Consider the following 22786-nt stretch of genomic DNA (forward strand, 5'->3'; position numbering starts at 1 on the left):
GGCATCGACTGCGCGAAGCGCAGTCGATGCGGGGAAAGTTTTTCAAGCTGTCCGCCCCCTCTCTGCAGGGCCAGCCCTGGACCTCAGGGGGAAGAACTGCGCGATGCGCAGTTCTTCCCACAGGCCGGTGAGACGGCGCTGCCAGTTGAACCGTCAGCGCGGCTGCCTTGGTTGGCAGGGTCGCCCGTGGTCTTGACCCGGCTGTTCGATGAACTGCGCGATGCGCAGTTCATCGACCCTCAGTCCAGCGCGGGCGCTGGTCCGGGTCCAGGGGTGGACAACCCCTGGTGGGGCCTGGGGCGAAGCCCCAGCGAGACGCTCCAAGCCCCGTCTTCTCGTTTCCCTCGCCTTCGTTTATGGTCTGCCCATGGCTGCGACGCCGCCGAACCGCGAGATCGTGCTCTTCGTGTGTGACAGCCTCATGCAGGGGGAAGAGCTCCACGCGCGCCTTGCTGCGGCGCGGCCGCTCGGGCCGGCGACGACGGTTGCGGGCTACGATCTTGTCGACCTCGGGGCCACGGGCGCCCTCGTGCCGGGCGGCATGGTCGCCGTCGTGGGCGAGCTTTATGCGCTCGAACCGCAGGCTCTTGCTGCGCTCGACGTCTTTCGTGGCCACCCGGTCTTGAACCAGCGCGTCTCGATTCGCCTTGCTGACGGCCGCGAGGCGCAGGCGTACACCGTTGCGCCGGATCAATCGGCGGGGCGACGACGTGTCCTCTCGGGCGACTGGCGCAAGCGCAGGGGCGCGACGGGCCTTGGCGGCGGACGTGGCGCGGGCCCTGTCGTCCGCTGGGCTGGCCGACGTTCTTGAGACGTCAGGGGTTCGAGCCTGGGAGCTGCCGCTCGCCTTTTTTCTTCCCGCCCTCCGCGTAGTGTTCGAGCAGCGAGTTCACCTCGGATCCGAGCAGGATCACGAGCCCGGCCACGTAGAGCCACAAGAGCAGCACGATCACCGCGCCGAGGCTCCCGTAGGTTGCCTCGTATTTCCCGAAGTTTTCCACGTAAAACCGGAAACCCAGGGCGGACAGGACGAGCACCGCGACGCCGAGCACGGCGCCTGGCGTGATGAACCGGAAGCTCTGCTCCACGTTGGGCCCGAAGTAATAGACGGTCGCGAACGCCATCAGAAAAAAGCCCAGGATCACGAGCCATCGGAAGGCCGAGAACAGCTTCAGGAGCGCGCCGCTCCAGCCGATGAGCTCGGCCACCTCGCGCTGCAGGATCCCGCCGAAGACGATCAGCCCGAACGCGGTCACCACGAGCGCGCCGAAGAGCAGGACGAGCAGCACGGCCATGCCGCGCGTCTTCCAGAAGGGCCTCGTCTCGCGCACGTCGTAGGTCACGTTGAGCTGCTGGATGATTGCGTTCAGCCCGTTCGACGCGGCCCAGAGCGTGCCGACGAGACCGACCGAGAGCAGCCCGCCGCGCCGCTCCGAGAGCACCCGATCGATGGTGGTCGTGAACAGCTCTGCGGCCTGCGTCGGCATCAGCTCCCGCAGGAGGTCCATGATGGCCGGCTCGAGGTCCGGGATTGGCAGGTAGGGCAGCAGGCTCAGGAGGAAAATGGCGGCGGGGAAGATCGCGAGCATCAGGAAGTACGCGAGCGCCGCCGCGCCCGTGGAGATCTGGTCCTCGCGAATCTCTTTGTAGAGATCCTTGAAAAAACCTCGAAATCCGACGCTGGGCCGTATCAGGCGGCGGAACGGTACGAGCACGCGCTCGTTTCCACGATCGGCACGGGCGGGCCTGCGCCAGCGCGCGTGTGCGCGCCGGGACCTGCGTTGCACACCGAGCGGGGGATGGAGCCGCATGAGCGCTCCCGGGGCAAGCCCGATGCCGGACGGCCCCCGGCCCGACGGGCTTCACTTGACCCGCGCGGCCGTGCCCGCTCGATTTTGCCGATCCGCAAGGGCACGACCCGCGCCTCTCGCGACGCCTCGCTTTCTTACCAGGCGACGAACCCAGCTCCCTCCACACCCGGGTCGACCCCAAAGGACGCGAACCGGGCTCCCGATGTGCGCCGGTGCACTCTCCAGGACACGAACCGGGCTCCTTGCGTGAACTTGCGAGCTGACAAGGACGCGATCGGACCTCCCGCGGCGTGCTCGTCGGTCGACAAGCGCAGGATCCCGACGCCCCTCGCGCTCTTGTCGACAGGCAAGGACGCGATCGGCGCTCGGATCGCGTCCTCAACGATGCGCGAGCGCGTGCTCTTCACTTCTTGATCGGGGGACGCTCAGGGCCCCGTCCTCTCCCTATCTTCCTTGCCCCGTAGCTCAGGGCTTCTGTGTCTCCTCCGCGTCCGCAGCCCCCGCCGGCTCCTCCGCCGCCTCGTTCTCGCGCCCCTTCCGGAAATCGAAATAAATGAATCGGGCGAGGCCGCGTCCACCACGCCCAAGCGCCGTCTCCACGGCCTTGCGCTCCTCCCACAAGGTATCGATGACGAGCTTGCGCGCACTGAGCTCCGTCTGGAAAAGCGCGTTCACGTGCTTCTCGCCCTCTCGCACCGCCGATGCGACCGGGCCGACGAGGGGAATGACCTTGTCGAGGAGCGCGAGGACGTCCGTCTTGATGGGCAACGTGGAATCGTGGACCGCTTTGCGAAGGTCGATTGCGAGGTCCTCGTCCTCCTTCACCGTCGGCGAGGTGAACTCCTCCGTGCCGTGCGGAAAGATGGCGCGGTATTCGGGATTCGCAGGGCTCCGATCGGGGAGCGAGGTGCGGATCGTCTCTGACGAAGCCGCGATGACCGCGTCGAACCCACGGTCGACGCCGCGTCCTTTGCCGAGCGCGACGCGCTGGTCGACGTACTCGAATACGATCCGTGCGACGTAGGCCCCCACGAGCTGCTTGACCGCCGCCACGACCTTGTTCCCCGACTCCTCGAGCGCCGCGCGACGCTTGGCCTCCGGAACGAGGTTTTCCATGGTCGCGACGCCGAGCGTCCGTCCCCCGACCTCCGACGCGTACCAGACGATTTTCAGCGTGTCGGATCCTACCGTAGGTAACACTCTCTCGTCCCTCCAGTGATGACACAAGCGTGTCGGGGGCGACCCTACACAGGCGTTTTGTAGCCTGTCAAGGTAGTTCCCCCCCCACCCGAGAGGTCCCGCCTCGACGGCGCCCGCCCCCTTTCCACGCACCGCCGCGGGCTCCATCCGTGTCGCAATGAACTGGGTGTGGCAATCATCTCCCGGCGCCTCGCACGCCGTATTCGCGATCGTCCCGAGCCGCGCATGGTTTCAATGACACGACAAAACGAACCCCGCATACGTCCCCGTCAATATGCGGAGCGCCATGCGGAATGGGATTGGCTTGCGCGCGGATCGGCGGAATCCCGGGGCACGCCAGGTGACGACACGATCGTGTCCGGAGCGGCCCGGCGGAAGCTCGATTCGCCACCTTGACGCCGCGCGCATCCCTCGATATTCGTTGGGCCCCGAACGAGGAGCGCGCGATGGGCCGTTACATCAGCGGGACCGATGGTTTTTCCTACAAATATGCCACGGGCGAGCAGGACAACAATCTCACCGATCTGGCGGCGGCCTCGGGGGTCGGCAGCTCGTACGTAAAGCCCGAGTTCTGGGCGTGGATGCCCGAGACCGCGGAGAACCGCGTCGTCGACTGCATCGCGCTCGCCAAGGCCATCGTGGCGGAGACCGGCGCGTCGGGCGAGGTCACGGCTGTCTCGCGTTATCCGGACGCGGGCATTTTCCTCGACGAGGGCTACGGCGGCTACGTGCTCGAGTTCGTGCAGTACGCGATGGCCGAGCAGATCCTCGAGGTCGCGCGCCGCGTGGATCGATCGCTCCCGCACCCGGCCCGCTTGATGCCGCTCGTCGGGGTCGCGCGCTTCGTCATGAGCCGCGAGGACTATCCGCGCATGCTCTCGTACGTGAACGGATTCTTGCCGGAGAACGTCTCGGTCTCGGAGGTATCGATCCTCGCGGGCCGCGAAAAGGGACTCGACGGCGCATTCGGAAAACAGCTCCGCGCGTTACGCGGCAAGGAGGATTTTCTCCCTTTCATGGGCTTCCAGATCCTTTGCCACGCGATCTGGAAGGACCTGCCGCACGTCGAGGTGTGGGAGAAGGATCCCGCGATCACGGCCGAGCGGTTCTGGGAGAACGCGCCCGAGTGGGGCCCTCCGTGGTTGCTTGGCAGCCGCGACGCGACCGGCGAGCAGCGCTGGGTATCGGGGCTCGTGCGCCTGTTCCAGGGGGACGCGACCGGCGCGCGGACGGAATTCGTGGCGGCGCGTGAGCGTGGCGAGGCGCGCGCGACGCGATGGGTCGAAATGGTCGACCGTCCGCTCTGAGCCGTCTCCGCGAAAAACCTCTTGTGGGCGGCGCGCGTGAGGTGTAGCGAACGAGGTAGGGCCATCGTTCGCCCTGAGGGGTCACGCATGAAGATTCGTACCAAGATCCTGTGGTTCGTCGGGGCACTCGCGCTGGCCGGGGCTCCGGCGTGTGACGACGGGCCGAAGGGGCCGGCCCAGGAGCACCTGAAGAAGGGGGACGAGTTCCTCGCTGCCAGTGATTTCGCCAAGGCGGCCGAGGAGTACGGCAAGTCGCTCGAGGCTGATCCCAAGCAGGAGAAGGTCTGGGAGAAAAAGGCCTTCAGCCACAAGGAAGCTGGCGACATGGCCGCGGCCGAGGCGGCGATCTTGAAGACGCTCGACTTCAAGCCTGATGCGGCGAAGAAGGCCGAGGTCTACTCGAACCTCGCTGGCATCTACATGTCCAAGAACGAGATGGACAAGGCCGAGAAGAACTTTCTCGAGGCCATCAAGCTGAACGCGAACGACGCGGGGTCGCTCAAGTGGATGGGCGAGCTTGCGGCGCGCAAGGGCGGTGCGCGCGACATGAAGGCCCCGCCGGTCGAGGAGCACCTCAAGAAGGCGGCGGAGTACTACGACAAGGTGATCGCGCTCGAGCCTGCCGACTCTGGCACGTACGTGAACAAGCGGATCGTGGTCGGCAAGCTTGCGGAGTACGAGCGGCTGCAGAAAGAGGCGGCGGCGAAGGAGGCGGAGGAGGCGGTCACGGCCAAGGACAAGGCCAAGGAGGACGCCGCCAAGGCCAGCGCCGACAAACACCAGGCGCAGATGGACGAGTACAAGAAGCAGCTCGACGAGCTCGGCAAGAAGATCGGCGAGCTGATGAAGGCCGCGAAAAAATGACCCCCCGCATCGACTGCGCTTCGCGCAGTCGATGCCCAGAGGTCCAGGGCTGGCCCTGCAAAGAGGGGGCGAACAGCTTTAAAAAACTTTCCCCGCATCGACTGCGCTTCGCGCAGTCGATGCCCGGAGGTCCAGGGCTGGCCCTGGTTCGGGTCGAGGGGCGAAGAGCCCCCGCGGGGCCCGGGGCAGCGCCCCGGCGTGGCGGCGGTCGAACGAAATCAACCGCCGCCTGGCGTCCCACCGAGCTCACGCCACGATGCGCGGCGATCGCCCTGACATTCAGCGTTGATAGCTTGTAAATTGCGCCTAATGGCATGCGAGTCACGCGACGCCGACCGAACGCGAGCGCCGGACCTGCGTGGCCCCGCGCAGGTCGCGGCTGGAGGCGCCATTTCGCGGTCGGCCGCGCGCCTCCCGTGGGTCTTCGGCGCTGCGGTCCTCCTCGTGTCTGCCTGCACGCTCGTCGGCTGGGCGTTCGACGTCCCCCGCCTCTGCACTTGGCTGCCGCATCATCAGCCCATGATGCCGGTCACCGCCGTGGCGCTCGTCCTCCAGGCGCTCGCGGTGGTCTGCGTGAGCGTCGCCCAGCAAAAGCAAAACGCCTCCTGGTGCTTGCCGGCCCGCGTGCTCGCGACCGTTTCGCTCGGCCTCACGGTCGCCAACCTCGTCGAATATGCGACCGACCTCGTCCTGCTCGACCACGTCTTCTTTCGCAGCGTAGCGCACGCCATGCCCGCCCCGTTCCCTGGCCGGATGTCGCTGTACACGGCCGTCGTCGCGACCCTCACCGCGCTCGCGTGCCTCTCGGCTTCCATGCGCTCGCGGCGCGCGCGTGCGTTCACGACCTCGTTTGCGGTGCTCGGGGGATTGCTCGCGCTCCTCTCGCTCGTCGGGCAGATTCATGGCGCGCGGGTCCTCTTCGGCGTCACCCGCACGATCGGCATGGCCATTCCGAGCGCCGTGACCACGCTGCTCATTGCCCTTTCGTGCCTCGTGCTCACGCCCGAGCGGGGCATCCTGGCGGCCCTCCTGCGCGGCGGATCGAGCGGCCTCCTCCTCCGCAGGCTCCTCGTCGTGGCCACGGTCCTGCCGATTGCGCTGGCCGTCCTCCTGCGCCTCGGGAACTACGCGAAGCTCTACAGCCTTGCGTTTTCCTTCTCTGCCTTCGTGCTCCTCACGCTCGTCGCGCTCCACGCCCTTGCGTTCCTTGCCGCGGGGGTCGTGGCGCGTATCGAGGAAAATCGCGTGGAGGTCGCCGTCCTCGTCGCTGCGCGCGCGCAGGCGAACGCCGAGCGCGACCGGGCCCGGGCGCTCGCCGAGGCCTTGCGCCAGAACCAGGCGCAGCTCCAGGCGATCGCGGATCACGCGCCGGCGGCGATCTACATCAAGGACGCGGAGGGCCGATTGCTCCTCGTCAATCGGACCGTCGAGGCCGCGTATGGAAAACCCCGGGACGCGCTGATCGGCGCCCTCGAGCGCGACTTCCTGCCGCGAGAAACGGTCGCGGTCTTCGAGGCCCACGACGCGCTCGTGCGCGACCGTGGCCTCCCCTTGGAGGCCGAGGAGAGCATGCTCCTGCCCGATGGCCTGCACACGTACCTTTCCGTCAAATTCCCTTTGCCCGGCCCCGACGGCCGCCCCTCTCTGGTGGCGGGCATTTCCACGGATATCACTGAAAAGAAGCGCTTCGACGAGCGCAGGGAGTTCTTGCTCAGCCTCCAGTCCGAGCTCTTGCATTACGAGGATCCTGCGGCGCTCGCGGCGCTCGCGGTCGAGCGCCTCGGCGAGCGCCTCGGCATGGGCGGCGTGGGGCTCGTGCTCGTGGATCACGCCGCCCGGGAGGTCGTGCACCTGCCCGGGTACGATTACGGAGAGCCTCCTCAGGGTGAGCGGCGATTTCCCCTCGAGGTCTGGGGCCGGACGCTCGACGAGGTGCGGGAGGGGCACGTCATCGTGGTCGGCGATACGCGCACCGATCCACGCGTGTGCGCGGATTACGAGAGATTTCATTCGCGGTACGGCGTCGGGGCCTTGATCATGGCGCCGCTCTTCCGCAACGGGGCGTGGGTCGCGTACCTGTATGCACACGACAAGGCGCCGCGTCGGTGGACCGACGACGAAGTGAAGCTCTTCCGGGACGTCGCGGACATCGCGTGGCCTCTCTACGAGAATGCGCGCCTCGTCGTCCTCCTGCGCGACGCGGTGCGCGCCCGCGATGACTTCCTCTCGATCGCCTCGCACGAGCTCAAGACGCCGCTCACTCCGCTGCTCCTGCGGCTCGAATCCCTCGAGCGCGTGACCGCACGGCAACCCGATTCTCCCTACGTGCACACGGTGAAAAGCGTGCTCGACGTGGCGAAGCGGCAGCTCAGGCGCCTCACGGATCTCACGACGGACCTGCTCGATGCGACGCGCATTCAGGCGGGCAAGCTCTCCGTGGTGCGGGAGGAGGTGGATCTCGTCGAGGTCGTGCGCGACGTTTGCCAGCGCTTCGCGCCCCACGCTGCGCGCGTGCGTTCGCCGCTCCTCGTCGACGCCCCGCCCGCGGTCGTGGGCTTCTGGGACAGGCTCCGCATCGAGCAGGTCATCGACAACCTCCTCTCGAATGCGCTGAAATACGGCCCGGGAAAGCCCATTCAGATCGAAATCGGCCTCGTCGACGCGTCGGCCGTCCTCACGGTGAGAGACCAGGGCATCGGCATTCGCGCCGAGGATCACGAGCGCATCTTCGGGCGATTCGAGCGGGCTGTCTCGGAGCGCAGCTACGGCGGGCTCGGGCTCGGCCTTCACATCGTCCGTGCGATCGTGCAGACCCTCGGCGGGACGGTCTGCGTCCACAGCGAGCTCGGCGAGGGCGCCTCGTTCACGGTGACGCTCCCGCTCGGGCGATAGACCGAACGAGCGGCTGCCTGCGGCTCAGGCGCCTTGGTGCCGGAGAAATGCGGCGACCTCGGCCGTCACGAGCTCGGGGCGCTCGTGGTGAACCCAGTGCGTCGCGCCGGGGACGTGCACGATCCGCACGTCGGGCGTGAGATCGGCTCCCGGATCGGCGAATTCGCGGCCGAGGTGGCGGTCCTCGTCGCCCCAGAGCACGAGCACGGGCGCGTCGATGCGGCGGGGGTGAACCTGGCTCTTCCGGCGAATGGCGGCGCGATAATAATTCACCATCGCCGAAAGCGCGCCGGGTGCGGCGAACGCCTCGCGATATCGCTCGAGCTCCTCGGGTTCGAGCGCGTTCGGCCCGCGTACCTCCTCGCGGAGCGCCTTGATGAGCATGGCGTAATTGTCCCGGCTCATGACGCGCTCGGGGATCCCGGGGAGCTGGAACATGAACATGTACCAGCTCCGCGCGAGCTGCCGCGCCGAGCGCGGCCCGTCGCGCAGCAGGCGCACCGGGTGCGGACCATTGATCACGACGAGCCTGTCGAGCAGCTCCGGATGGGCCATGGCGAAGCAAAAGGCGACGCCGGCGCCCCAGTCGTGCCCCACGACCGAGGCCCGCGGCGCTCCGAGCGCGCGCACGAGCCCCGCGATATCGGCGGCGAGGTGGACGGTGCCGTACGGCTCGATCCCCTCCGGTTTGTCCGACGCGCCGTATCCGCGCATGTCCGGGGCGACCACGTGGAACCCTTCACGAGCGAGGGCCGGCAGGATGCGCCGCCACGCATACCAGAACTCGGGAAACCCGTGCAGGAGAAGAACGAGCGGGCCGCTGCCGGACTCGGCGATGTGCAGGCGGACCTCGCCGACGTCGACGGTGCGGTGGCGGATCTCGGGCTCCGGGTCACGGGTCTGGGAGGTGCTCATGCGCGGAGTATACGCGATCTCTCCCCGGCCGCCTCGCCGTTGACCGCCGCGTGAGGAATGTGCTTCGATGTCCGCGAGGGGACAGGTGCTCGCCGATTCGATCGTCGCCGTTTTGCCCGATGGCGCAGCGCTCGTCGCCGTGCGCAAGCTGGAAGCTTACGGGCCCATGGGGCATTCGCTCCGCCTCGGCAAGAAGCCCCTCGTCACCGTGGACGGCCGGACCGGCGAGCTTTGCGAGCCCCTGCTCTCGGCGTTCCTCGATGGCCCGCCCGTCCGGGCGACGGCCGCGCCGTTCGGCAATGCGTGGGTGCGCGTCGGGGACGAGGCGAACGAGGTCGCGTGGCTCGTCCAGCCGCGCCTCGGGGTCGTTGTGCAATGGACGACGGTCGACCGGGAGGCGGAGGGATGGATCGATTGCCCGGGCGTCGCGCCCTGGCTGCCGCGGGCGTTTCCGCTCGGACGGCCGCCCGCCTATGTCGTGGTCCAGGGGGGCCCCGAAAGCGGCTTCGTCGTGCCCATCCTCGGACGCACGATCGTGCGCGGCGACGAGGACCGCCCCGCGGACGCCCTCGTCCTTCTGGGCGAGCCCTACGAGCTCGTGGTCGAGCCCGACGCGGACGGGTTTTTCGTGGCGCTCTCCGATCGCCGGGGCGCCTTCGCGGGCCACGTCCCCCATGGCGCCGCGCTGCGCGTGGGTGATTCCATCCTGCGGATCGCGTATCACCTCGACGATCGTGTGGTTTGGCAGGGCGCGTTCACCTCGGTGCCGCCCGCCGAGCTCGCCGATGAACGGCGCTACATAAGCCGCCTCCCTGCAAACGTGGGGGGCGCGCTCTTCGTCAGCGTCCATGACGCGAGCGTCCGCTACTCCGCGGGGCCGCTCGGATATTACGTCAATGCGCTCGACGAGACGGGTAGCGTCACCCTTTGCGACGAGATCCTCGTCCGCAGGAGGCGGCAGCTCCTGCACGGCGATACCGTCGACTTCCCCGGGGACAACCGACGTGTCTTCCGGTACAGCCCCCACCCGTTCGTCGAAATGGACACGCCGCTCACGACCACCAGGTCCGAGGCCTCCCGCGTGCCCTCGGCCTTCGTGGCGCGCCCGTTTCGCGCCCCGGTGCCCTCGCCGGCCGATCTCGTGGCGAACCTCTTCTCCCCGCGGCGCCCCCGCCTCCACGAGGTCGTCCGCGCCATGCGCCGATGGAGAATCGACGTCCTCGCGGAGAACGTCGCGCAAGCCCTCTGGCCTCGCCTGACGACGCGTGACCTGCGCTCTCGATGGCCGCTCTTCAAAATGGATCACGAGCGGCCCCGGAGGTTCGCCTGCCGCCCCCTGGTGTCCGTGGGGATCAAGCCCAATGCTGCCATCGCAATCGAGGAGGTCGAGGTCCCCGAGCTTTCGCTCGCCCTCGCATTGACCAGCGATCCCTCGGGCGCGGAGACCGCCGAGGTGCTCGCGATCCGCGCCGCCGAGCTCGCGTCGGGCGAGCCGGACGTCGTCCAGGCGATTCGGTGGTCCGTGATCCCGTGGCGTGTCCCGCGCGGAAGGACATTTCCGCACGTCGAATCGTTCACGGACGCCGCCGAGGTCATCGCGATGGACGCCGCGCTCCCGCCCGGCGTTCGTTCGCTCGCCGCCTGGCAGCTCCACGAATACGACGCGTGGAGCCGAGCCTCGCGGGCCCCTTCGGGTGCCGATCCCGACGATCCCCCTCTCCTTCTCCTGCGAATCCTCTCGCTCGGTTATCTCGTCGACGATCTGCGCGACGGCGTCCTCGATCTGCTCGCGCCTGCGCCCGACCTCGCGGCGGAAGACGATCCCACGGCGAATACCGCGGGGCCCTACACGCAAGACCGGCTCACCGCCGATCTCGACGTGCACCTGAAGAAGCCGCCCTCCCTCGTGGTCATCTCGCCGGGCAAGCTCCTCGGTCGCAGGTATTTGTTGCCCCAGGGCAGCCACGTCCTCGGCTCCGCGCCCGGCGCTGACATCCTCCTCGACGACCCGCACCGCAGCGTGGCCGACGAGCACGCGCGTATCGACGTGAACGGCCTCGAAATGCACATCACTCCCCTCGCCGCGCAAGAGACGACCTTCGTCAATGGCTACGCCAAGCCGCATCGCCAGAAGCTGTGGCCGGGCGATCGGATCCGGCTCGGCGACGAGGTCGAGCTCGAGCTCGTCGAGTAATCAGTCGGCCGTGATCGCGCCTGGCTCTTCGGCCTCCGCCAGCCCGTCGAGCTCCGCGTTCAGCTTGCCGAGCAATCGGGCGAGCGTCCGCCGCTCCTCCTCCGGCCAGGTCGCGAAGATACGGCGCAGGGGCTCCATCCGCGCGACGCGCGCGTCCGCGAGCTGCGCTTTGCCGAGGGCCGTGATCCGGACGATGGACGAGCGAGCGTCGTCGGCGTCGACGAGCGCCTCCGCGAGCCCGCCCTCCACGATCCTCTTCATGTGCCGGCTCGCGGTCGATTTGTCGATACCAAAGCTCCGCGCGACCTCGCCGACGCGCATCGGCGAAGCGGACAGCCGCACGAGGAACGCATAGGTCCAGCGGTCGAGCGCGCCGCGGCCCCCGTCCTCGGTCCACAGGCGCCGGAGCGCGCGCCGGACGAGCACGCTGAGCTCCCGCTCCAACTCTCCGAGCGCGGGGAACCCATCCTGCCTTTCGGGGTTTGTCGCCATTTCGCGCCGATGCATGCGTGAAATATATGCTGCGATCGTTTTCGAGACCATGGTTGCGGGGCGCAACCATCGCATTAAGATGAGGGCGAGGAGACGCTCCACGACGGCTGCCGCTCGGATGACGCGGCCCCCTGCGCGGTCGCCGCGAGGTGTCCGTCCTGTTTCAGAGCCTCCGACAAACCGAGGAGACACTGCTTCATGTGTGGTATTGCAGGCTGGGTCGATTTCGAGCGCGATTTGATGCAGGAGCGCGAGCTCGCGCGACGCATGACGGCGACGATGGCCAAGCGCGGCCCGGACGCCGAGGGTCTCTGGCTCTCGCCGCGCGCCGCGCTCGGGCATCGCAGGCTTTCCATCATCGACCTGGAGGGCGGACGGCAGCCGATGATCGCCACGGAAAACGGCGCGCCGGTGGCCGTCCTCGTCTATACGGGCGAGGTCTACAATTTCCGCGAGCTCCGCGCCGAGCTCGAATCGCTCGGCCACCGATTCGAGACGCGGAGCGACACCGAGGTCGTCCTGCACGCGTATCTCCAGTGGGGCGCGTCTTTCCCCGAGCGCCTCGAAGGCATGTTCGCGTTCGCCCTGTGGGACGAGCGCAAGCAGGAGCTCCTGCTCGTCCGTGACCGCCTGGGCATCAAGCCGCTTTATTACCAGCCGACGCCCGCGGGCGTGCTCTTCGGCTCCGAGCCCAAGGCCATCCTCGAAAACCCGCTCGCCCCGCCCGTGGTCGACGCCGACGGCCTGCGCGACATCCTCGTCTTCGTCAAGACCCCCGGCCGCGCGGTATTCCGTGACATGCGCGAGGTCAAGCCAGGCCACGTTTTGCACATACGCAAGGACGGTATCACCGAGCGTCAATACTGGGCGCTCGAAGCCCGGCCCCATACCGATGACCTCGCCACGACGATCCGCACCATTCGCGAGCTGCTGGAAGACATCGTGTCCCGCCAGCTCATCTCCGACGTCCCGCTCTGCTCGCTCCTCTCCGGCGGGCTCGACTCCAGCGTCGTGACCGCGCTCGCGCAGAAAGCGCTCCTCGCCGAAGGCGCAGGGCCGGTTCGCTCGTTCTCCGTCGATTTCGTTGGCCAAACCGAGAACTTCCAGGCCGACGAGTTCCGCGCCTCGCCGGACGCGCCCTTCGTCGCCGACGTGGCGCGGCACGTGGCCTCGGTCCATTCGGACATCGTGCTCTCCTCGGACGAGCTCGCCGCCCCCGCCGTCCGCGACGCCGTGCTCGCTGCCCGTGATTTGCCGCTCTCCTTCGGCGACCTGGACGCCTCGCTTTATCTGCTCTTCCAGGCGATCCGGAGGCACTCCACGGTGGCGCTCTCGGGCGAATCCGCGGACGAGGTGTTCGGGGGGTATCTGTGGTTCCACGACGCCGAGGCGGTCGCGGCCGAGACGTTCCCCTGGATGGCATTCCGCTCGAAGAGGAGTGACCCCCCGCGCTCTCGCTTCCTGCCGACGCTGCTCGATCGTTCGGTCCTGCAAAAGCTCGACCTCGACGATTACATCGACCAGCGTTACCGAGACGCGATCGCCGAGGTGCCGCGCCTCCCGGGCGAAACCGGCCACGAGCGTCGCATGCGCGAGATCTGCCATCTGCACCTGATGCGCTTCTTGCCCCTGCTGCTCGATCGCAAGGACCGCATGAGCATGGCCTCCGGCCTCGAAGTCCGCGTCCCCTTCTGCGATCACCGGCTCGTGCAATACGTCTTCAACACGCCGTGGGCGATGAAGACCTTCGACGGGTACGAGAAGAGCCTCCTGCGGGCGGCGAGCGTGGACCTCTTGCCGCGTTCGGTCCTCGAGCGACGCAAGAGCCCATACCCGTCGACGCAGGATCCCGCCTATGATCGCGCGCTGCGCGGCCAGATCGGCCGGCTGCTCGCCCACCGGGACGCCCCGGTGCTGCCGCTGCTCGACCTGGATCACGCCCGCGCGTTCGCGGCGGGCAATGACGCAGGGAACGGCGGATCCGCCCGCGCGCCGATGGAGCAGGCGCTCGGGCTCAATGCGTGGCTCGAGCACTACGAGGTCCGCCTCGCGGTCTGAACCGGCGCGACCTCATCGAGATCCTCCCCTCGAGCTCGGGGCAGTCGCCCCCCAATCGAGACGCAATCGGCCGTCCCTGTACACTCGATTCGCCTCTCCGAGCCCTGTCAACGTATTCGTGATGGTGGCATGCACGTTCACGGCGGGCGTGGGCAGCGCATCTCGACCGAGATCGAAGCGCTGCCCGCGCACGAGCACGCGATAGGCCTTGTCGAGGGCGAGCGCCCGCGCGCGCGACGGGAGCAGGAGAAAGGCCAGATCTCGATCCCCCCCGGGGGCCGCGCGTCGCACCTCGGCCTCGGCGAGCGCGCCGCCCGCGAAGAACCGCGCCGTCATTTCGTCGTTTGCCCGCAGCTCGTCGCCGCCGCCGACGCGCCGGAGGTACACGAGCGCCTCGGGCTCCGCGTGGCCGAGCTGCGGGACGTCGGGGATTCCGTGGATGTCTTGTACCCGCCACCCCGCCTCGCCGGGCACCTTGCGAGCGAACGAGAACGTTTGATCGACCGTCACGCCGAGATTCGAATGGCAGCCCATGCAGAACCGATGCTCCTCCTCCGTCGAGAGCCGCAGCCGCCCGGCCTCGTCCTCGATGAACCCCTGGAGCTGCCAGCCAAACGCATTCCGCAGCCCGCTCGTCGCCGATCCCGCATACACCGGCAGGAGCCCCTCGTCCTTTTCGTCCTGCTCTTTCTCTTGTGCCCGCAGGCGCGCCCATCGATCGGGCGAGAGGACCTTTTTCGCGTACCGTAGCTCTTTCATTCGCCGCGCGGTGAACCCTTTCACGTCGGGATCCAGGTAACGGACCGAATGCAGGAACTCGACGCCGCGTGGATAAAGCCCACGCTCGACGGGGACGTTCGACGCGCCGCCGGCGTAGGTTTTCGGCAACCGACGCACGCGGGTGACGCCGGGCGAGAGGGCCCCGTCGCCGTCGAGGTCGAAATCGAGCAGGCGCTCGTCGACGGGCTCGATCTCGCGATCGATTCGATCCGGCGGAGCATCCGGATCCGACGCGATCACGACTTCGAGCAGCGACAGGTTGATCGCGTAGATCGCGCGGGACGCGGCGCCCTGCGTGTCCCTGCGGAAGGGCTCGGGCAAGCGGATGAAGACGTCGTCGGTGCTCCCGTTCGTCGGCCAGAATGCGCCGGGGAAAGGCTTGTACCGCACGGCGCGATAGCCACTCCCGTCCTTCGCGAACCCCTGCTCATCGAAGCCACGTTCGAGATCGAGGTCCGGCACGTGGCCCTCGAACCCCGTCGCCCCGGCGAGCGCGCGCCGGAGCGGTCCATAGTTGTCCTCGCGGACGTACCGGAGAATCTCCTCGTCCGAGATGGACGCGATGTCGGCCCGCCGATCGACGAAGAGGTTTTCGTAGTGATTCTTTTGCGCCGCCTCGGAGAACGAATACTCTGCCTGGAGCTCCCAGTCCGAGCGCGTGTTCGGGCCGTGCGCGCTCGTGTGGCAGACCCAGCATGGATTGGAAGTGCTGTTCGTCTTGGTATAACAAAGCGGCGGCACCGAGGCCTCGGGGTTGTTCACGCGTCCCGCGGCCTCGCGGGCGCGCGCGAGCGGGTCGTATCCGGCCTCGGCGCCGCGCTCCTCGCGGCGGCCGCACGAAGCCGCCGCTAGGCACAACGCAAGCGCGACGGTGAGCCAATCTTTCGGGCGTGCTTCGTGCGTCCTCTTCATGGAATCAACCTCCGTTCGGCCAGACGCTCCAGACGCTCTCGCCCGGATGCTGCACGCTCACGAAAAGCGTTCGCATGTCCGGACCGAGCGCCGGCCCCGTGGCTTCGGCGTCGCTCGGCACGGCGAGGACGCGGAACGCCTTGCCAAACGTCGCCGCGACGACGCCAGGCTGCCCCGCCGCGTGCGCCGGATCGATGTCGAGGAAGTAAATGGCGTCGGAGGTCTTGTTCGTGCCGAAATTGCCATCTGTGCCGAACCAGACGCCGCCCTCCCGATCGATGACGAGGTTGTCCGGGTTCGCCGCGTCGTACGGCCCCGCGGCCTTCGTGCCGGCCCAGACGCGGAAGAACGTGAAGGACGTCGACGCGCCCGGATCGGCCGGGTTTGCCTCCTGGAATGCGAAGATGTTTCCGACCGCGTCGGGGCGCTTCGGCGAGATCGTGTCGTGCTCGCCAGGAGCAATGAGCTTCCCTTGCTGATCGAGCTGCGTCTTGCGGCCGTGGTTCGTGAAGGCCACGTAGAGCCGCGGCTTGCCGCTCGGATCTTTCGGGTTGTACTCGACGTCCTCGGGGCGATTCAGCTCCATGATGCCGACCTTCGCGCAGGCCGTGAAGAGCGCGCGGCGCACGTCATCGTCGCTCGGGAAGCCGCCGAGGCCATTGTAGTCGATATCCATCAACGCGGCGCCAACCGTCTTGCCGGGCTCGCCGACCGCGGCCGCGTTCGGCGCGATTGCCGTGCTCGTCGTGCTGAGGTGGATCCATTGCCCCGTCCCCGGCTGCGCCTCCGTCGGCGCCTGCCCCGTGGCGAGCATCGTGACGCCGGTCGTGCTGTCGAGGCCCGCAAAATGCGCGACGTAGAGCGAGCCCTCGTCGAGGAGCGCGCGCGTCTCCGCCTTCGTCATCCCGGCCGTGTACGGGTCCTTCGAGACAAACTTGAAAATGCGACCGCTCCGGCGATCGTCCCCGGCGTAGACGACGATGCGCTGGTTCGGCACGAGCTTCCACTGCGCGTCGACCGCGAACGTGGCGTTCTCCCATCGCGCGCGGCCCATCGCGCCGAGCTTCTTGTGCCCCACGCCTTTCGTGGTTTTACCCTCGTATTCACCTTCCGGCTGCCCCGGATCGATCTCCACGAGGTACCCATAGAGATCCCGCGCGTGGTGCGTCAGCGGATCGGGGGACATGCCGTATTCGCTCGTGGGGCTCGCCTTCGTGTCGAACGTGATCGGCCCGCCGGGATCGGCGCCGGCCCCGAGGACGAGCTTCTGCTCGCTGGTCCAGAAGACCTCGAGATCGCCGTAATAATCCTGGACGTTCTCCTCCGCAGTGATCACCGTGCCCCAGGGGGTTTGTCCTCCGGAGCAATCGCCCATGATGCCGCTGACGACGCCGGCGGGCAATGCATTGCCCTGATCGTCGTGATCGCCTGCCAGCGCCCCGATGCCCGTGAGGTGCAGCAGCGTACGGCTCGTCGCGTCGTACCGCACCGCCTTCGCCCCGCGATCGACCTCCCATTCGCCCGAGGCCGGATCCTGCACCACGTGGAACCACGAGCCGCCGTTCTGCCGCTTCGACTCCTGCGCGTGGATCACACGGCTCGCGTCCGACCATTCGTTCGAGGTCACGTCGTTCGTGAGCACATCCATCGATCGGAGGTACGTCGCGAGCGTGAGGTGTTGCCCCGTCGGCGCCGTCGTCGAGGTCGGCCAGGTGTTCGAGATGTATTCGTGGTTGACCCACATCCAGCCTGAGGCCCCGCTGCCGTTCCATTGCGGCGCGGCGCCCGCGACATCGCTCCAGCCGTCTCCGAAGAACGCGATGTAATCGTTATTCGCGCCAAACCTCGGCGCCGCGTGGCTCTGATCGAACGTGAGGGGATCGAGCCAGGCCGCGACCACGTTCCCCGAGAGGCCCGCGATCGCGCGTACGCTATCGGTCGCCGCGTTGGCCAGCGGGAACTGCACGCCGGGCGGCAATGTGCCCTTCGCGACCTGATCCACGCGCGTCCGCACGTACTGGCCGAGATCCGTCGCGCCCGTGCCGAGGTCATCCATGAACGAGAGCGCGACCATTCCGGAGAGCGGCCGCGAAGGATCGGGCCACGTGATGCCGGGCTGCCCCGCGGGCCCCTCCGCCCCCGGCTCCCCGGGCGCGCCGGGCTCGCCTTGCGGCCCTTGGGACCCCGGTTCGCCTTGTGGACCCGATTCTCCCGGGGCCCCCGGTTCGCCTTGCGACCCCGGTTCGCCTTGCGGCCCTTCTGCGCCGTCCTGCCCGTCCTTGCCGTCTCGACCCGCCACGCCGTCTTTGCCGTCGCTCCCGCAGGCGCCGAGCGCTGCGGCGAGCAGCACACCGGCGCTCGCGAGCGTGAAGAGTTGGCGCGGCCCGACTCCAGCGATCATTCGTTTCATTCGCAAGCACCTCGCTTGTACGTTCCGTGTGGAACGAGCGCGCGCGAGGGTGACGCGTCTCCGTTGCGGCGCGGCGTGGGCCCTGTCACGATTGCGTGACGCACACGCGCGTTTCAATTCGTCGACATTCATGTAACGATCGTGTGACAAGCACACGGACACGGAGAAAAACTTTGACCCCGCAATCGTGCTTGCTTCATGAGCGCAACGATCGGATCATGCCTCCGTGTCTGCTGCCCCGCCCCTGTCCCACCACGACGGTGATTCGAGCATAGGCAAGTACAGGTTCATCGCGAGCCTCGGTCATGGCGGAATGGCGGACGTTTACCTCGCGGTCGTCCCCGGCCCGGCCGGCTTCAACAAGCTGCAGGTCGTGAAGCGGCTCCGGCGCGATTACGTCGAGGATCCCGATCACGTCGAGATGTTCCTCGACGAGGCGCGGCTCGCGGCGCGGCTCACCCACCCGAACGTCGTGCAGACGTTCGAGGTCAGCGAGTCCGACGGGGAATACTTCATGGCCATGGAGTACCTCGAAGGCCAGCCGTTCAACCGCATCATCAGCCGCGCGAAGAAGGACCCTCCGCCGCCCGGGCTGCTCTTCCGTATCGTGGCGGACGCGCTCGCGGGGCTGCATTATGCGCACGAGCTCACCGACTACGACGGCACGCCCCTCCACATCGTCCACCGCGACGCGAGCCCGCACAACGTCCTCGTCACGTACGACGGGCACACGAAGATCCTCGACTTCGGCATCGCGAAATCCGAGGTACGCTCGGGCGAGACCCGCACCGGCATCGTCAAGGGCAAGGTCGGCTACATGGCCCCCGAGCAGGCGCGGTGCAAGCCGCTCGATCGGCGCGCGGACGTCTTCGTGCTCGGAATCGTGCTCTGGGAAATCGCCACGGGCCGCAAGCTCTGGGACAAAGCCTCGGACATCGAGGTGCTCCACAGGCTCGCGATGGGAGAGTTTCCCCGCGTCCACGACGTGAACCCGAACGCGCCCGAGGAAATCGATCGAATCTGCGCCAGAGCGATGGCGCGGGATCCGGCCGATCGATACGCGACGGCGGCCGAGATGCGAGCGGACATCCTCGCCTATCTGGACCGAGCGCAGCCGCGGGTCTCGAGTGAGGACGTGGGCCGGTACGTGATGGGCGCGTTCGGGGACAAACGCGCCGACATCCGGAAGGTGATCGACCAGCAGATAGGCAAACTGAAGGCGCAGCAATCGGGGGAGCGGCTTGCGATCCCCGACGTCGCGGGCCCGCCCGACGCGGCCCCCGATTCGCTGAGCATCCCGAATCTGGGAGGTTCCGGGCGTCACAGCCTGAACGGCTCGGGATCGAACCCGAAACACCAGACGGGATCGAACGCGCACATTTCAGGGACGAACAGCTTGCCTCCCGGGGCGTCGCTCTCGCAGCGGCCCGAAGCGACAGCGCACGTGGCGGCCCCGGCGTCGAACCGAGGGAGCATGATCCTGGGCGCCGCGATCGTCTTCGCGGCGGCGATCGGCGCGTTCGTGTTCTTGCAATCGAGGACGCCCGCCCAGAATGCGGCGTCGACGTCGGCCGAGGCCACGCAGGCGGAGGCGGCCCCGCAGCCGGCGACGTCGGCCGCGCCCGTCGGAACGACCCTAACCCCGACAAACGCGCCCCAGGCGGCGGCGATGGTGGAGATCAAGGTGCGCGCGATCCCGGCCACAGCGGAGATTTTCCTCGATGGCGCGCACCTGCCGACGAACCCCTTCACCGGCAAATTCCCCGCGGATGGTGCCAGCCACCGCGTCCACGCGGAGGCGCGGGATCATCGTTCGGCGGCGCAGATCGTCACATTCGACAAGGACGCGAAAATCGAGCTCGTGCTGGAGCCGAAGAGCGGCGCGGCGCAGGCGAGCCATACGACGACGGAAGAGCTCCCCGAGGAGCCGGCCGCGGCGCCCACGCCGCCCCCGACGCAGGCGCCCGCCGCGACGAGCAGCGCCCGCGCCAAGCGCAAGCTCGGCGATGGTGATCCGTTCAATGCGGCCGCGCCGGCGACCACGGCGACGGGGAAAAAGCGCTCGCTCGGCGACGGCCAGAATCCCTGGTGATCGCGCCGAGCGCGGCGCTCACGGCGTCTCGCAATACCCGTAGCTGCAGGCGGGGGCGCTGGAAGGGCACTCCGAGGACTGGGTGCAGGTCTGGCAGCTCGTCTTTCCGTTGACGAGCTCCTCGAAGAAGCAATCGCAGCGCGAGTCGGTCGTGTACGTCTTCAGCGGGCCCATCTCCGTGGAGCGGTCGACGCGCATCGCGCACTTGGGGACGAGGTGCTTTTTCGTGATCGCCTCGACGAGCGTGTCCGAGAGCTTGGGCGCGGCGAAGCGGGTCACGAGTGCGCCCGCCTGCTCGCTCGGAATGCCCGCGCTGACGCGGGTGTAGAAATGAAGCGGGCCCCAGATCGGGTAGTGCCCGTCGCGCACGTTCCGTTTGTCGTAGAGGAACGGCGTCGAATCCGGATAATATCCGCAGCTCTGCCCGAACGCCTTGAACGCGAGGATGCGCACATCGGCGCGCGCGTCGTCCGCGACGTCCGTCGAGAGAATGCCGATCGCCTGCTCGGCGAGGGATTGGTCGAGCAGGATCTTGAGCCCATCGCGCACGGCGCTCGATCCGCCACGATCCTTTCCCCACCACTTGTCGGCGGGCACGTTGATGGCGCGCGCGATCATCTGCTGCGTGCCGGAGCTCGCATTCCGCACGAAATAATAGGTAGGGTCCGTCCACGGCGCGGCGGCCCCCATGTGGCCGCCCGTGCCGAAGAGCATGTACGCCGCCTCGGCGCTGATGGACTTCTGCGTCGAGAGCGCCGGGACCACGAACGTCATCGGCTGGATCGGGCCCTGGTAATCGGCAATCTGGACACCGGAGGGCGCCATCGGAAAATCGCAGGTGCCGGCGTAGACGTCGGAGACGCCGACGTCGACGGTATTGCCGGCCGCATCGAGGAAGCACTCTTCGGTCGTGCCGTCGGCGTTGTAGAATTTGGCGTAGTTCGCGGGTTTGCCGCCGGCGGCCGGGATGTCCTTGATGACCCGCAGGGCGGCGTCCTCGGAGTAGACGGCCGCGACGCCCGTGCAGGAGCCCTGCGACTGATACACGATGGTATACGGCGATGCCTCGGCCGCGAGGATACCCTGGATGACGCCGAGGAAGCCGCTCACCGCGCTCGATCCGGCGACGTAGACGACCTTGGGCCGATCGACGGCGTCGAAGCAGTTTTTCGTGGGAACGGCGGACGCGCCCTCCGCCACGAGCGTCGCCGCGAGGCCGAGGGCGAGCGCGGCCCCGAAATGACGCATGGTCTTCGTTCTGGGGAATCGAATCTCGTTCATGACGATGCCTCGGGAAGACTCAAGGAACGGGGGTGGGCTCGACGAGCGAGGGCAACGCGGCGCCATTGCAGAGCCCGAGACGGGCGCAGTTGTCGAAATCGACGCACGTGGCGTCGGTGCATTTGTTGAGGAACTGCTCGTCGTTCGTGGGCTCGCCGGAGAAACACGCTTCCCCGCCGCCCGAGCCGCCCGAGCCGCTGCTCGAGCTCGATCCGCCCGGAAGGACGCACACGCCCTCCCGACACACCGAGCCATTGCCGAATTTGCTGCAATCGGCGTCTGCCGTGCACTGATCCGTCGCGCCCTCGACGATGAGGTTGCAGGCGCCCGCGAGGGCCGCCATGGCCAGGAACGCGACGGCCGCGAGGAGCCAGCCATAGGCGGGAGGGTGACCGCGACGACGCGGCGAGGTGGCGTTGTTCTCTTTCATGTTCGTTCCCGTGCGAGCGCCGATCAGAAAGTGCCCTTGATCCACACGCCGCCTGGACCCACGTCGACATGGACAGGGGCGAGCGCGGCCTTCGCGGGGCCCTTCGGCCCGGCCGTGAGCGTGAGGATCAACGAAGTCACGCCCGCGACTGCCGTGGCGCCGAGCAGGACGTCCGTCGCAATGGCGAGCGTCCTCATTTCGCCGTGGGATTCGTCGAGGGTTGGGCGGGTTGTGCCGAATGTATCAAGCTGGCTCCGGTATTCGGAGCTGGCGCTCAGCGCGAGGCCTCCGACGATGCTCGTACCAACGGCGAGCGCGCCCGTGATGACCCAGGGCACGACCGGCACTTTGCGTCCCCCACCTTCGTCTCCCCCAGATTGGCCCGCGCCCGGCACGGCCGTCCCGTCGCCGGAGGAAGGCGCCGCCGCGCTCCCGGCGCCCAGGTCGAGCGCGAGGTCGACGACGTCGGTTCCTGCCACCTCGATGACCCGGGTCACCGGCTCGGCGCCCTGCACGCGCGCCGTCACCTTGCGTTTGCCCGCGCCGACGATGACGGGCGCGTCGAGCGGGGTCTTGCCGACGACCACGTCATCCACGAGGATCTCGGCGCCGGGCCGGGTCGTCGTGATCTCGAGCGTCGCGACGCGGCCTTCGAGCTTCCGGACGTCGTTTTCGACCTCGGAGCGGCGCTGCGGGTTGATGTCGCCGCCGCCCTCGTCGAGGTATTGCTTGAAGCTGCGGAGCGCGCAGGGATAATCCGGGAGCTGATAACAGATCTGCCCGATGTCGAACAGGAGCTTGTAGCTCGGCGCGAGTTCGTACGCGCGGCGGATCTCGACGAGCGCCGCCGTGAAATCATTGTCCTCGTAAAGCTCACGGCCGCGCTGGTAGCGGCGCTGCGCTTCCTGCATCTCCTCCTTGGTGGGCTGCTTTTTCGGGCCGGCGGCGAGCGCGGCCGGGGCCGCGAGCGCCAGGCTCAGGGCGCAGGGGATGGCAATGAATATCGAGGATCGCATCGAGGTCCAGACGCTTCCGGGGTGGTTCGTTCAGGGTAGATGAACGATCACGGAAACTTCAAGACCGGCTCGACCCGCGTCCCTGTCCTCGGGCGAATTTCACGCGATTGTCACGAGACCGTCGCGCGACCG

At 67.9% G+C, this 22786-nt stretch carries 17 protein-coding genes; 8 read left to right on the plus strand and 9 right to left on the minus strand.

The window, feature by feature from the left end:
* Positions 1-367: 367 nt before the first annotated feature.
* Positions 368-811, plus strand: a complete 444-nt coding sequence (locus QHF85_RS37510) for a gamma-glutamylcyclotransferase family protein (protein ID WP_281332221.1) — start codon at positions 368-370, stop codon at positions 809-811.
* A 4-nt stretch (positions 812-815) separates the two neighbouring features.
* On the opposite strand, the gene QHF85_RS37515 is transcribed toward QHF85_RS37510, so the two are convergent.
* Positions 816-1715, minus strand: coding sequence for a YihY/virulence factor BrkB family protein (locus QHF85_RS37515; RefSeq protein WP_281332222.1), 900 nt, complete (start codon positions 1713-1715; stop codon positions 816-818).
* 342 nt (positions 1716-2057) lie between these two features.
* Here QHF85_RS37515 and QHF85_RS37520 point away from each other — a divergent pair, with 342 nt between their 5' ends.
* On the plus strand, positions 2058-2225 hold the full coding sequence (locus QHF85_RS37520) for a hypothetical protein (protein ID WP_281332223.1): 168 nt from the start codon (positions 2058-2060) through the stop codon (positions 2223-2225).
* A gap of 51 nt (positions 2226-2276) precedes the next feature.
* Here the strand turns inward: QHF85_RS37520 and QHF85_RS37525 are convergent, their stop codons facing one another.
* On the minus strand, positions 2277-2927 hold the full coding sequence (locus tag QHF85_RS37525) for a hypothetical protein (RefSeq protein ID WP_281332224.1): 651 nt from the start codon (positions 2925-2927) through the stop codon (positions 2277-2279).
* Between the two features lie 530 nt (positions 2928-3457).
* Between QHF85_RS37525 and QHF85_RS37530 the strand changes: the two genes are divergently transcribed.
* The 3 genes from QHF85_RS37530 to QHF85_RS37540 all read left to right on the plus strand — a co-directional run bounded on the left by QHF85_RS37530 (position 3458) and on the right by QHF85_RS37540 (position 8074).
* Positions 3458-4318 carry a hypothetical protein gene (locus QHF85_RS37530; protein ID WP_281332225.1) on the plus strand — a complete coding sequence of 287 codons (861 nt, stop codon included), beginning with the start codon at positions 3458-3460 and terminating at the stop codon, positions 4316-4318.
* Positions 4319-4405: 87 nt separating this feature from the next.
* Positions 4406-5182, plus strand: coding sequence for a hypothetical protein (locus QHF85_RS37535; RefSeq protein ID WP_281332226.1), 777 nt, complete (start codon positions 4406-4408; stop codon positions 5180-5182).
* Between the two features lie 309 nt (positions 5183-5491).
* A complete protein-coding gene (locus QHF85_RS37540) occupies positions 5492-8074 on the plus strand; it encodes an ATP-binding protein (protein ID WP_281332227.1) in 2583 nt (860 codons plus the stop codon).
* Between the two features lie 24 nt (positions 8075-8098).
* Here QHF85_RS37540 and QHF85_RS37545 read toward each other — a convergent pair whose 3' ends face one another.
* Positions 8099-8989 (minus strand): alpha/beta hydrolase, encoded by an 891-nt coding sequence (locus QHF85_RS37545; RefSeq protein ID WP_281332228.1) that lies wholly within the window; start codon positions 8987-8989, stop codon positions 8099-8101.
* A 67-nt stretch (positions 8990-9056) separates the two neighbouring features.
* Here QHF85_RS37545 and QHF85_RS37550 point away from each other — a divergent pair, with 67 nt between their 5' ends.
* Positions 9057-11183, plus strand: coding sequence for an FHA domain-containing protein (locus QHF85_RS37550; RefSeq protein ID WP_281332229.1), 2127 nt, complete (start codon positions 9057-9059; stop codon positions 11181-11183).
* On the opposite strand, the gene QHF85_RS37555 is transcribed toward QHF85_RS37550, so the two are convergent.
* A complete protein-coding gene (locus QHF85_RS37555; protein WP_281332230.1) occupies positions 11184-11690 on the minus strand; it encodes a MarR family transcriptional regulator in 507 nt (168 codons plus the stop codon). It lies immediately after the preceding gene.
* A 183-nt stretch (positions 11691-11873) separates the two neighbouring features.
* Here QHF85_RS37555 and asnB point away from each other — a divergent pair, with 183 nt between their 5' ends.
* Positions 11874-13733 carry an asparagine synthase (glutamine-hydrolyzing) gene (gene asnB, locus QHF85_RS37560; protein WP_281332231.1) on the plus strand — a complete coding sequence of 620 codons (1860 nt, stop codon included), beginning with the start codon at positions 11874-11876 and terminating at the stop codon, positions 13731-13733.
* A 12-nt stretch (positions 13734-13745) separates the two neighbouring features.
* Here the strand turns inward: asnB and QHF85_RS37565 are convergent, their stop codons facing one another.
* Both QHF85_RS37565 and QHF85_RS37570 read right to left on the minus strand, forming a co-directional pair.
* A complete protein-coding gene (locus tag QHF85_RS37565) occupies positions 13746-15425 on the minus strand; it encodes a hypothetical protein (protein ID WP_281332232.1) in 1680 nt (559 codons plus the stop codon).
* Positions 15426-15429: 4 nt separating this feature from the next.
* Positions 15430-17835 (minus strand): alkaline phosphatase PhoX, encoded by a 2406-nt coding sequence (locus QHF85_RS37570; RefSeq protein WP_281332233.1) that lies wholly within the window; start codon positions 17833-17835, stop codon positions 15430-15432.
* A 226-nt stretch (positions 17836-18061) separates the two neighbouring features.
* Here QHF85_RS37570 and QHF85_RS37575 point away from each other — a divergent pair, with 226 nt between their 5' ends.
* Positions 18062-19927, plus strand: coding sequence for a protein kinase (locus QHF85_RS37575; protein ID WP_281332234.1), 1866 nt, complete (start codon positions 18062-18064; stop codon positions 19925-19927).
* An 18-nt stretch (positions 19928-19945) separates the two neighbouring features.
* Here the strand turns inward: QHF85_RS37575 and QHF85_RS37580 are convergent, their stop codons facing one another.
* Genes QHF85_RS37580 through QHF85_RS37590 form a run of 3 tightly spaced genes read right to left on the minus strand, consistent with a single transcriptional unit; the run spans position 19946 to position 22654 of the window.
* Positions 19946-21208, minus strand: coding sequence for a hypothetical protein (locus tag QHF85_RS37580; RefSeq protein ID WP_281332235.1), 1263 nt, complete (start codon positions 21206-21208; stop codon positions 19946-19948).
* A 19-nt stretch (positions 21209-21227) separates the two neighbouring features.
* Positions 21228-21638, minus strand: a complete 411-nt coding sequence (locus tag QHF85_RS37585; RefSeq protein WP_281332236.1) for a hypothetical protein — start codon at positions 21636-21638, stop codon at positions 21228-21230.
* A gap of 23 nt (positions 21639-21661) precedes the next feature.
* Positions 21662-22654, minus strand: coding sequence for a PEGA domain-containing protein (locus QHF85_RS37590; RefSeq protein WP_281332237.1), 993 nt, complete (start codon positions 22652-22654; stop codon positions 21662-21664).
* Positions 22655-22786: the final 132 nt, after the last annotated feature.

Source organism: Polyangium sp. 6x1, assembly GCF_029946515.1.
Classification (GTDB): Bacteria; Myxococcota_A; Polyangia; order Polyangiales; family Polyangiaceae; genus Polyangium.

Bases quoted from the DNA above. Each gene is read 5' to 3' on its own strand.
- QHF85_RS37525 (WP_281332224.1), bottom strand. From the start codon at position 2,927: ATGGAAAACCTCGTTCCGGAGGCCAAGCGTCGCGCGGCGCTCGAGGAG.
- QHF85_RS37565 (WP_281332232.1), bottom strand. From the start codon at position 15,425: ATGAAGAGGACGCACGAAGCACGCCCGAAAGATTGGCTCACCGTCGCG.
- QHF85_RS37545 (WP_281332228.1), bottom strand. From the start codon at position 8,989: ATGAGCACCTCCCAGACCCGTGACCCGGAGCCCGAGATCCGCCACCGC.
- QHF85_RS37535 (WP_281332226.1), top strand. From the start codon at position 4,406: ATGAAGATTCGTACCAAGATCCTGTGGTTCGTCGGGGCACTCGCGCTG.
- QHF85_RS37510 (WP_281332221.1), top strand. From the start codon at position 368: ATGGCTGCGACGCCGCCGAACCGCGAGATCGTGCTCTTCGTGTGTGAC.
- QHF85_RS37585 (WP_281332236.1), bottom strand. From the start codon at position 21,638: ATGAAAGAGAACAACGCCACCTCGCCGCGTCGTCGCGGTCACCCTCCC.
- QHF85_RS37580 (WP_281332235.1), bottom strand. From the start codon at position 21,208: ATGAACGAGATTCGATTCCCCAGAACGAAGACCATGCGTCATTTCGGG.
- asnB (WP_281332231.1), top strand. From the start codon at position 11,874: ATGTGTGGTATTGCAGGCTGGGTCGATTTCGAGCGCGATTTGATGCAG.
- QHF85_RS37570 (WP_281332233.1), bottom strand. From the start codon at position 17,835: ATGAAACGAATGATCGCTGGAGTCGGGCCGCGCCAACTCTTCACGCTC.
- QHF85_RS37550 (WP_281332229.1), top strand. From the start codon at position 9,057: ATGTCCGCGAGGGGACAGGTGCTCGCCGATTCGATCGTCGCCGTTTTG.
- QHF85_RS37590 (WP_281332237.1), bottom strand. From the start codon at position 22,654: ATGCGATCCTCGATATTCATTGCCATCCCCTGCGCCCTGAGCCTGGCG.
- QHF85_RS37555 (WP_281332230.1), bottom strand. From the start codon at position 11,690: ATGCATCGGCGCGAAATGGCGACAAACCCCGAAAGGCAGGATGGGTTC.
- QHF85_RS37540 (WP_281332227.1), top strand. From the start codon at position 5,492: ATGGCATGCGAGTCACGCGACGCCGACCGAACGCGAGCGCCGGACCTG.
- QHF85_RS37530 (WP_281332225.1), top strand. From the start codon at position 3,458: ATGGGCCGTTACATCAGCGGGACCGATGGTTTTTCCTACAAATATGCC.